The organism is candidate division KSB1 bacterium (assembly GCA_034505495.1).
GTDB lineage: Bacteria > Zhuqueibacterota > Zhuqueibacteria > Residuimicrobiales > Krinioviventaceae > Fontimicrobium_A.
Genome location: JAPDQV010000024.1, coordinates 19890 through 31550 on the forward strand (window position 1 = coordinate 19890; position 11661 = coordinate 31550).

Genomic DNA, 11661 nt, shown 5'->3' on the forward strand with positions numbered 1-11661 from the left:
TAATGCTCGTTCCAGATGCCCTGCAGATTGGCAGGCAGAACGCCCGGCGTCCGCGAGCTTCCCAACAATAAATACCTTCCGTACTGAAAATAAAGGGCAACCAGCCCCAAATCCTCTTGGCCGGCAATGACACGCCGCAGACGGAGATCGGTCGGAAGCGTATCGGGTTCGGCCTCGCCCAGTGTCATCGTGACTCGGTTCATGAAAGCGGCATGATCAGCGATATGCCGCTGTTTGAGCTCGTCATAAGGCCGCCGCTGCGCTGCTTCAAGGATTTGTTCGCAGATCTTGTTCGGCGACTTGTTGCGGTTGAAGGAAAGGAGATCTCGACTGTAATCTGTGGCGGCAGTAAGCAGCAGGGTCACTGCGTCGGCTTTTTCGATTTTAAGATGGTTCTCAACCGCCTGAACTCGGCCGCCTTGATTCAAAACCTGCAGTCTGGCAGCAAAGCGCATGTGGGGACCGCCCGGGCCGCGTTTCGGATCATCGGCATCCATGATTTGACCGGTCAGAAGCAGCTGCTGATCAACCGCAAGGGTTTTAGCATCATGAGACCGTTCAAGACGAAGATCGAAACTGAGGGCAGCGGGACGGTCCGCGGTCAAGCGTATGACGACCAGATTGTCAGGCGCCGAGGCGAAAACTTCACGGCGAAATCGCACGCCGTTGAGCTCATATTCGACCGAAGCGATGCCGGTAACCAAATCAAGTTGGCGCCGATACTCAATCGGTTCTCCTTCTTCGCCAAAGTCCAGCATCAGATCTCCCAGCGTCTGATAGGAACGAATGTTCGGCGGCGTGCCGAGAAGCGTCTTTTCCGCCAGCTTGACGGCTTTTTCAATTTCGCCGCGGAAAAGTAATTCACGCAGCTTTGCTAAATTTTTCAGAGCTTCCGGATTGTTGTTGTCGACCGGGCTGCCGGACCATAGCGTTTCTTCATTCAACTGCAGCCGCTCACGCCGAAATCCGCCGAAGACCATGGCTCCCAAACGGCCGTTTCCGATCGGCAAAGCCTCGATCCATTTCTCGGCAGGCTGCCGATACCACAATTGCAGCTGAGTCGGCATACATTCCTGCGCCGCCGCTGCCGCAACCAAACAAACTCCCAACCAAAATACCCGCATAAACCTTTCCTTCCGTTTAAAAGGTAAAAAATTACCGGCGTTGCCCTCTGGAACTCCTTTCAGACGAGGCCCGCCTGCATCCAGCATCGTTCCGATCAGAAACGATCATCTGCTTTTGCCGCGCTTTGCCGCGCAAAGATTTCTCAACAAACAGCCTTGCCCCCGTAAAGGGATCTTTTTCGGCAACGTACATCACGCTGCCCCAGGTTCCGGGCGTCGGCGTAAAGATCTGCACCTGCTCGGGCGTCAGCCTGAGCTCGCGGCCGACGAACCGCTTAAGGCGCATCATCTCCGCATCGCTGCAGCCCGGAAAGGCGGCGATCAAATAGTAGGTGAGAAACTGCTGTTTTCCGGCGGCTTTGGAATAGTGTTCAAACCGCCGCTTAAATTCGAGTAACGTGGACACGGCCGGTTTGTTCATCAGGGTCAGCACGCTCGGCTCACTGTGCTCAGGGGCAACCTTGAGCTGTCCGGAGACATGATGCGCAGCCAGCTCGTGCAGGTAAGCGTCACCGAATTCCGTATCGGCCGATAAGAGATCATAACGAATCCCCGAAGCGACGAACACCTTTTTAACCTTCGGCAGTCGGCGTATCGCCCGCAGCAATTCGATTTGTCGGCGATGGTTCGGCTTTAGGCGGGGACAAACCTCAAGCCCGATGCAGCGCCGATCCAGGCAGACGCCTTTGGTCCATTTGCGGTCGCACTCAAAGCCGTACATATTGGCCGTGGGGCCGCCGAGATCGCTGATCACGCCGCGAAAGCGCGGATGCCGCGTCAGCGCCTCGACTTCGCGCAGAATCGACGCCTCGCTGCGGGAAACGACGGTGCGCCCCTGATGGACAGCGATGGCGCAAAACGTGCACTCGCCGTAGCAGCCGCGGTGAGTGGTGATGGAAAAACGGATCGTCTCGAGCGCCCTGACCTCTCCCTGCAGTCGGTGAAAAGGGTGCAGTTCGCGCTCATAATCCAGCTCATAAATCCGGTCCAGCTTTTCGGGCGACGGCAGCGGTGCCGGCGGATTATGAATGAAAAATCGGTCGCCGTGTTGCTGAAACAGACCGCGCGCACTGAGAGGATCCTGGTTGCGATAAAAAAGATGAAACATGTCGATAAACGCATCGACATCGGCTGCGACTTGCTCAAAAGAAGGCAATTCGACGAATTCAGTCGGCGGCTTTTTGTCAATATAACAGAGGCCGCGGATTCGGTGCCAATCTTCGCCGCGGCGCAGCGCCTGCGCCAGCTGAAGGGCGGTCTGTTCACCCATGCCGTAGATCAGAACGTCCGCCTTGGCGTCGAATAGGATCGAGCGCCGAATCGAATCCGACCAGTAGTCGTAATGGGCAACCCGCCGCAGTCCCGCCTCGATGCCGCCGAGAACGATGCGGGCGCCTTTGCAGTAGCGGCGGATGAGGTTGCTGTAAACGATGACGGCGCGGTCGGGTCGGCGATTGTTGACGCCGCCGGGCGTATAGTCGTCGCTGCGCCGACGCTTGTTCAGAGCGGTATAATTGGCGACCATGGAATCAATGCAGCCGCCGGTAACACCCCAAAACAGCGTCGGCTCGCCGAGACGGAGAATGTCTTCGTCGGTATCCAGTCGCGGCTGGGGAATCACACCGACGCGAAAACCGTGCGCCGCCAACCATTTGCCGATCACCGCAATGCCGACATGCGGACTATCGATGTAAGCATCGCCGGTCACCAGGATAACGTCGCAGGCTTCCCAGCCCAACGCCTTCATCTCCTCCCGCGTCACCGGCAGAAACATGTCCGTCGCCCTGTTTTCATCAGCAGAAATATAAGAAAAGCGGCGGCATTATGCAGGGAATTTTATCGAATTCGGCAAAGCGAAGAGAGGATTTGTCGGGGACGGACTTATAAATTGGAAAACGGAAAAAATTTTTTGTGTCTACAATTCGGATGAACCCGCGATCGGATCGCCTATACTGTTGTTTAGGGGAGGCAATGACCCGACCTTGAGCTGTATCCAGTATGACACCGTCAACGAGTTTTATTCTTTTCGGTTATTTCGCCCGATAAGCCGCAGTATTTCTTTCGGTTTTTTCTCGAACACCTTTTGTAAGAATAAGCCATATGCGCAAAAAATAGCAATTCCGACAACGTAAAAAATAATATGGAGGCTTGAACATCATGCATGCTAAGGTTCGGGGAATACAAAATCGAAAAGCGTTTCAATATATGCGTCATCTCGAAATCGACGGTAAAACGGAATGAGTGATCCAAACCTTAATGAAAATTCGGCACTGAAAAAACGCCGTCGCGAATTGCGAAAAGGAATGCATCCAATATCTATAGAATCGCTGCTTTTTCGAACCGCGTGTCTAATTCAACGCCCCTTCCCCTATTAGAATTCGATAAATATGTTTTATTCCCAACGATTATAGTAGAAGCTTAAACTTTTAATGTCTCACCTAAGAAAGGCAACAGAATGGACGTAACATTGCAAATGAACATATTCATGAAAAATTTTCTTGACAATATCAGACAAAATGATAAATTAATTTCCGACTGATTAGTCGGAAATACTGGTTACTAATATATTATTTATAATTGTTTATTTATATATTTTTCAGCAGATTTTTATAATTCAGCAGCGTTAATTATTGAAGGAGCGACCGCAAAAGAAAGCTGCTTTACTTTTCGTTCTTTGACAATCAAAAACCCCATAATCATCTTGAGGCGACTGCACACCATTTTGATCAAACCGGCCAATCAATAAGCAGGTTGTCTATGGCCGACCTCTTTAGACAGGGTATGTGATAAACAGCTAAGACTTTCCTACCGCAGATTGGAACCTCCCATGAGTTGAAATGCTTCTCATTCCCTGCAGATGAGTTTAAGTCGAAGGCATATTACCGGCATCAATTTTTCCGTCAAAGGACTATTTGACGCTCATGTGAATATTGCGGATTTCCAAAATGGATTGCAGAATGATTCGACCATCAGGATTTTGGGCAGCAATCTTGAAAGCAAATTATGCTTCCAACCTATTCCTATTATTTTTGATTTGCAAACCATATAGCCGGCTTATTTAATATAGCTATCTCAAATTAGAAAACATCTTCAAGGCAGCATAATTCAGCCAAAATTTCATCGCGGTCTGCTGCAACGAGTTTTAACAAAAATGACAACAATTCAGATTTTTTCTATAGGCCGAATAAATTCAAACGAGTTATCCCAACAGCCGGACGTAGGATTCTTTGGTAAAGCATTCTAGAACGGCAAAAACGAAAACACAGCCGGTAACCGTGTAACGGCTTAGGGCTCGCACTAAAAAATTAACTCGATTGTTACTTTTGCAAAATTTCATTTAGAAACAGCTAATTATTAAAACAACCTCTTAAAGATCGTGACAGCGCAAATGTATGTAAAATCTCAAAAAGAAAAGAAACGACGCAAAATTTTAAAAGCGGCAATCAAGCTTTTTGCAGAAAAAGGCTTTCATCAGACTACAATCGACGATATTGCCGACGCTGCCGGAATTGGCAAAGGAACGGTCTATGAATATTTTAACAGCAAAATCGATTTTGTGAATGAAATCTATAAAATCTATTGCACGCCTAGTCAAAAAATGCAAATGCGGCTTAAAACGAATGACGTATCACCGCTTGAAAAAATACAAACGCTTTTGCCGATGCTTCTGTATGATATGAATACCAATATGAATCTGAACAGAATCGTACTGCAGTTGTGGCTGGAGAACGGCGCAGCAGCAAAAGAAGCGGGCATGGATATGGCAAAATTATATCGGGATGCACGGCTGCAAAGTGAATCTCTATTAAAAGCTGCGATAGATGCGGGCCAAATCAGAAAAGATATCCCCGAGTTTACGTCCATGATTATCCTGGCCATTTTGGAAGGATTAAGCCTGCAGCTGCTGGCTGAACCCGATTCTTATGACCTGGACAAGTTATCAGACTCTATTCTTGACTTTATTCTTAACGGAATAAAAAATAATTAATTCATTGCCGATCAAACCGTGAGGAACAAAAATGAAAAACAACACATCTTTGCGGATTGTAACCTTATTGTTCTTTGTCTTGGCATCGCATGCAATTAGCCAACAAAGCATTACGCTGAAAGATATCTTCGGCGGTTCTATTTATACAGCCGCAAAAGGCGGTAACCATCTTGTGTTCTCACAGGACAGATCGCTGAAAATTGCCGTACTGCAAAATGACATTCCGAAAATCGTTTCCTCCGTCCTCCTTCCTTTTGAGCCTTCAAAACTATTTGCCGAAAGCGGAAAAGTCTATGCGTCAGAAAAAAACAAATTCGCAGTGATAGATATCAGCAATCCTATGGAGCCGAGATTGATCTCGACGGCCGACATCGCGCCGTCTTCGTCTGACAAGATTACCAGCATTTATGCAAATGCTCAATATGTATTTGTGACGATTTTCAATGATTCTTTGAAAACCGGCTCTTTTAAAGTTCTAAACAAGAATAATCTCGCCGTTCTGGGCTCGCATTCAATCGTTTCACAGGATATAAAAGTAATCGGCAATGTGGCTTATGTCATCACCGGTCATTCATCCATCTGGAATCTTCCGCAAAGCCTGCGCAGCTATTCCATTGAGAATTTGTCCAACATTAAAGAGCTTTCAAGCGTTAATCTTGGTGGATGTACTCGATTTGCCGTTGACGGCAACTATGCTTACGTTGTTGGGACCGGTAGAAGCGGAATTACTGTGGTCGACATCAGTAACCCGTCAAATCTTAAGGTTACGGCCACCGGGAACCCGGCTCATCCTCCCATGCAATTCATTAATGTCATTGGAAATTATGCTTACGGCGCAGGCAACACAACCATTTATACATTTAATATCGCCAACAAGACCAACATTCAAAAGACAGCGGAGCAATATGTAAATCCTTTTGAAATATCCTGTCAAACCATTTATGACGTATCTCCCGCAAAAATTTTGTCATTTATTAATGAGGGAGGAAATCTTGACATTTTCGATGTTTCCAACCCTGCGACCATCACTCCGTTGGAAAGTCCATTTTACCCCTGCACGATTCTGTCCGCGGATTTTTATCAAGACAAGCTATTGCTGGGCGATGGTCTGAATATTTTCGTTCTTTCAGTTGAGAATTGGTACGATTATCATATTTTACCCATCGAGAACCTAAAATTCAAATTAAATGGAAACTATTTATATACCATCTACAATCAAGGAGCCAGAGGATTATTCAAGATTTACAACATTAGCAATATAACGAATCCGGCGGAAGTTGGAAGTTATAGTTCAACATCCAAAGTTTCCGATTTGGCGGTAGTCGGCGATTATGCGCTGATACTCAATGAGAATTCCGATGTCATACAAATATTGAATTGTTCAAATCCTTCTTCGCCGGCTAATGCAACCGAATACAAGCTGGCCAACAAAGCGAGTTATCTATACGGCCGGTCAACCAATGGACGAAAATTATTATTCGCTGCGAACGACATGGCGGGCACTGCCTCGCCGATCGTTGAAATCCTGGACGTCACAAATCCTCTTTTACCTTCACGCCTACAAAGCTTGAATACTTTTGACAAGCCGACCTGCCTGTCTATGTCGGCAAATAAGCTGTATGTCGGTGGGAATACAGCGACAGCGGACCAATTCTTTATTCAGGTCTTCGATCTGTCAAATTTACAGACTTTATCATTAATCACTCAGCTTGTCGACAGCCATTCATATGGAAATATTTTAGGAATATTTGCCTACGAGGATAAAGTATTTGCCTCCTTCTCAAGGGGGGTAAAGACTTTTGAACTCACTAATAAAGTTGGAAATTTTCGTTCTTTAACGAGTACGCAAGCACCTTCGCTTACGGAAACAGGAGAGAAAGAGTTAACAGGCGGTAGAACCATTGCTGGGCCAGAAAGTACTGATGTTGAATATGGTTTTTCAGATATTTTTGTTTCCGGCGATTCCCCATATTATAAATATCCAGCTTATTATATGTCCAATAGGGGTTTGCTCCAAAAGGTGGAGGTGCCGAACTTTTTTAAAAAAGCGGAAAAAGTGAATCTGACGATGAATATTCTTCCGCCGGCGGCAAAAGACAATGGTTGTAATGTCATCCCCGCAGTCGGCACGCATGAATATAAAAAAGGCTCTGAAATTAATGTTTACGCAATTGACAACCCGCAAGAAGGCTGGGTTTTCCTGGAATGGACGGGCGATATTTCGGGGACGAATAAAATTACGCATGTTGTAATGGACAAGGATAAGATCGCAAATGCAAATTTTGGGTTGGTGTCTTTGACAGTCAGCGGTAAGAGAGAAAGAGAAGTCATTTGTCCTGATTCTCTTGATGTTAACAATAAGTTTAACATATTAGAGATAAATTTAACCGCAAGCGAAACGGATGGTTGGTTTGTTGATTCGATTACTTTGGAAAGTTCAGGTAATACAAAAGAAAATTTAGATATAAAAAATGTTGATGCTAAAGTTGGTTCGACAACAAGATTTACAGGCAAATATCAGGCGGGAAGCAGAGAATTGACAATGACCTTTTCACCACCACTCAACATACCGCCGTCGCAAACGGTAAAAGTAGTTCTCGAATATGAATTTGATACCAAATATATTAAATCGGTTATTGACACATTATCTTCTCCGAAGAGTTTTATCGTAAAAACTAAAGGCGTTGCTGCAGCACCCTGGCATTATCTGCAAGGAAAAATAATTGGGCAAGCAGCGCGAGAGGAATTTTACATTGCAAGGGTATTCAATAGTCAAAAAGATGCTTTTATTAATATCAATGACGCAATTAAAAGCCGCAGCACAAAAGAGGGTGATACTTGTTATGTATGCAAAGGTGAATATAATGAGAGGGTTTCTATTTACAAGGGTATTGCACTAATTTCTCTAAAAGGAGCAAATTTAACCAAGATAAAATCAAACTCTCGAAATGACTCTCACTCATTATATATTTCTGAAAATAATGTTCAAGTAACCGGTTTTACAATTGAGCACGATGATACACCTATAGATATCCAATACAGGACTTATGAACCAATTAAAAATCTGATTATTTGTAATAATAATATTAAGGGTAAAAGATTCCGCTTTGATGTACTCCTAACCAACTCGAAAATTATTAATAATGTATTCACGGGGATAGATTTATTGAATTTCCGTGCATTGGATGAATGTAATTTTGATGGGAATGAACTCAATAACGGAATAATGATAAAAGGAGAAATACTTGTCATGTATTCTCGAAATAGTATCTTTTATAAAAACAAATTAGATAAATTGACGATCCATTTATCAAAAAATAGTCGAATTTCTGAGAATAAAATTATTACGGCATATATAGGTGATACATATCACGATGAAATAAGTTTCAATAAATTTTACGGTGATCTGTTAGTGCCTCACACTGCATTAAATAAAACTAATGATGATTTATTAGAAAATGACGCTTTTAAATCTTCATCAGGTGAAAATTTATTGCATGGCGGCATTTGGTGTCCAAATGGTTCATTACTAAAAATTAACAATAACACTTTTAATAATTTTATAAGAGTTGGTATATGGTTAAAAGACATAGATAAAGCAAATATTTTTCAAAATAGGTTATTAAATAGTCGAGATTTTGGAATATATGTATCTGAATGTGATAATATAAAAATAACTGATAATTATATCCGTGATAATCTACCTGAACCAGCGTCAGTAGGTATTTATATTAAAGATTCGGCCGGCAATTCAAAAGTACATTTAAATAATATAATTAGAAGCTGTACAGGAATTAGAATTTTGAATTCAGACGGCGTTTCGTTATTTGCCAACAATATTGTAGAAGCATTTTGTTTATTCACAGGCATAAGCTTAAATTCTTCGAGCCCTACAATTATTAATAATTCAATTATTAACAATCAAGGACACGGCATATTTACAGAGAATGGTTCTAATCCGCTTATTACGGGCAACAATATTTTCGGCAACAACCTTAGCGGCTTTACCAACGGCGATGCAAGTGTCACTGTTAATGTTTCGGGAAATTATTGGGGCAGCCCAAGCGGCCCAAGTCCATCGGATATTGGCGGAAATTATACCAACACATTCTGGCTCACCGAGCCGATTGCCCTCGTATCGGAGGTTGACAATGATACCGTTTTTGCGACCAATAATAAGCAGGATTCAGTAAATGTCTATTACCGAAATTTTTTGAATGAGAATGATATCATCAATATCACTCTTGCAGACGACAAAGGTTGGCTGTTCGGTCCTAAAGCCTTTTCCGCCGCATTGCTCGACACTTTTGGAGCCGTCATACCGGTCAAATTCAAAGTACCGGAATCTGCTTCCCCAGGAATGTACGACAAAATAAAAGTAAAGGCCGTATCACAACAGAATCCAAATTGGACTACGGCTGATTCGTTCTATGTCTATTGCTATCAACCGATTATCAACAACATCGTCCTGTCCCCTGATTCTACTACGATCATGCTGGGCGACACGCTGAATTGTACTGTATTTGCTTCGGATCAATATAATAATGTCGTTCCCTTTACTCCAACCTATCGGGCAAGCTCGGGGACAATCAGCTCGACAGGTCTGTTCATTCCTAATGCCTTGGGTGAAGTAACCATTACGGCGACCGACAGTGCAAGCGGAAATAGCGGCAGCATCACGGTTTTGGTCGTCGATACGACACCTGTTTTAGCAAAAATGTCTATTACTCCCAAACAAACGACTCTGTCTACCGGCGAATTAGCCTTGTTTCAAGCGGCAGGAAAGAACCAATTCGGTTTTCCATATACACCCAGGATCAAGTGGACGGCAACCGGCGGCACCATTGATGATTTCGGGATTTTTCTGGCCGGTAATGTTCCGGGGACTTTTCAGGTTGTTGCCGAAGACACTCTTACTCATTTAAAAGATACGGCAATTGTGACGATCGTCTCCACTACCTTAATTGAAGAAAAATCGGTTCCCAATAATTATGCTTTGTATCAAAACTATCCTAATCCGTTTAATTCAATCACGATAATAAGATACGAGCTGCCCAAGAGCAGCAGGATAAGCCTTGAATTATTCGACATCTTGGGTCGAAAGATGGAAACTTTGGTCAATAAGGTTCAAGCTGCGGGCGTTTATGAATTGTCCTTTAATGCGGAAAAGCTGCCCAGCGGCATATATTTCTGTCGTCTCCGTGCGGATGCCTATGTAAAAACAGTGAAAATGATCTTAATAAAGTAGTTTCTGTGATTATATTCACTGGAGGCGGTCAAGTTTTCTAAAGTGAAAAACTTAATGTGATATTCCCATATGAAATCGCCGCTCTTGGAAATTCAAAATCAGAGCCCAAAAATAACAAGCCTCCCGATTGTATTGCAAGAAAAGCGCTTAATACAATCGGGAGGCTATTTAAAGGACAGATTATATTCATGTTTTCATCCTTGCCGCCTTTATTGATCCCCGTTTCCGTTCCACAGCAAAGGGCATAGCTTGTTTTTACAGATTCCCCTCTGTTCAGATTGTGACATTGATTAGTAAGGTCAGCCAACCAACCGACGTCTTCATTGACTGCTATGAAATCATCTACAGCTCATAGAATGCGCTCTTGGGAACGCCCCCTTTAGGCACGATTTTTCATCGCTGATTTAATTGATATAACCGAGAATCTCAAGAATTGCCTAGTCGGCAATCCTCTTTTTTCGCTTTCTGCGCCGCATTACGCCATGCCATAGCGAAAAAGACTCTTGGTTCAGCCCTAAATCAAGTTGAAATCATATCTATTTCGCATCAGAAAAAATCTTTTGCCAAATTCAGGTCACAGCCCAAAAACATGCTGCTTACCAGCCCAGCGGCCTCGGACGGGCTTTTTTTGCCATGTTCTTTCCAAAAGTGAATTTGCGGCGGTATTGCCGGAATCCAGTTTTAAGCAGGATCGATAGCATAGGTCGATTCAGCCGGCATTTCCTGCATAATTTAGCGACCTGATAAGTAAAGCGAACAGACGGATTCTCCGCTGTAAATTTCCAGCTTTCTTTTATTGCAATTCCTATTTATTTTGACTTGCCTCAAAATTTTGGAGCGGATAATGGCCGGACTTTTCCTTTTTTTGTGCGCGGCGCCTTTGCTTGCCGATTCTTTGGAGCTGGGCTTTTACAATCCACCCATTGAAGCTAGGCCGAAGGGATATTGGGTATGGACCAACGGCAATTTCAGTCTGCCGAAGCTGCGCGAAGAGCTGAAGGAATTCAAAGACAAAGGCATGGGCGGCGTCGACATTTGGGACGTCGCCGGCTGGGTGGATGAAAATAACATTATACCGGCCGGTCCGCCGTTCATGGGCGACGAGTCGGTGCAGGCGATCGCCGAAGCCGTGCGCATCGGCGGGGAGCTGGGTCTGGAGATGGGGCTGACCATTTCCTCCAGCTGGAACGCCGGCGGCAGCTGGGTCAAGCCGGAACACGGAGTCATGGGATTGTTCCGATCCACCATCGAGGTCGTCGGACCATCTGAAGTCGATATAAAGCTGCCGTTTCCTGATCTTC

5 protein-coding genes are annotated in these 11661 nt (G+C 44.5%); 3 read left to right on the forward strand and 2 right to left on the reverse strand.

Features of this window, described 5'->3' with window-relative positions; translation table 11 throughout:
• Positions 1–1124 (reverse strand): glycoside hydrolase family 95 protein (locus tag ONB24_10220; GenBank protein ID MDZ7316487.1); only part of this gene is annotated, 1124 nt, incomplete at its 3' end.
• Positions 1125–1155: 31 nt separating this feature from the next.
• Positions 1156–2898: a YgiQ family radical SAM protein gene (locus tag ONB24_10225; GenBank protein MDZ7316488.1), complete on the reverse strand. Its 1743-nt coding sequence runs from the start codon at positions 2896–2898 to the stop codon at positions 1156–1158.
• Positions 2899–4512: 1614 nt separating this feature from the next.
• On the opposite strand from ONB24_10225, the gene ONB24_10230 reads away from it, so the two are divergent.
• The 3 genes from ONB24_10230 to ONB24_10240 form a co-directional block, all read left to right on the forward strand.
• Positions 4513–5112: a TetR/AcrR family transcriptional regulator gene (locus tag ONB24_10230; protein ID MDZ7316489.1), complete on the forward strand. Its 600-nt coding sequence runs from the start codon at positions 4513–4515 to the stop codon at positions 5110–5112.
• A 31-nt stretch (positions 5113–5143) separates the two neighbouring features.
• Positions 5144–10360, forward strand: coding sequence for a right-handed parallel beta-helix repeat-containing protein (locus tag ONB24_10235; GenBank protein ID MDZ7316490.1), 5217 nt, complete (start codon positions 5144–5146; stop codon positions 10358–10360).
• Between the two features lie 844 nt (positions 10361–11204).
• The coding region (locus ONB24_10240; GenBank protein ID MDZ7316491.1) for a glycosyl hydrolase at positions 11205–11661 on the forward strand (457 nt) is incomplete at its 3' end.

Bases quoted from the DNA above. Each gene is read 5' to 3' on its own strand.
- ONB24_10225 (MDZ7316488.1), bottom strand. From the start codon at position 2,898: ATGTTTCTGCCGGTGACGCGGGAGGAGATGAAGGCGTTGGGCTGGGAA.
- ONB24_10230 (MDZ7316489.1), top strand. From the start codon at position 4,513: ATGTATGTAAAATCTCAAAAAGAAAAGAAACGACGCAAAATTTTAAAA.
- ONB24_10235 (MDZ7316490.1), top strand. From the start codon at position 5,144: ATGAAAAACAACACATCTTTGCGGATTGTAACCTTATTGTTCTTTGTC.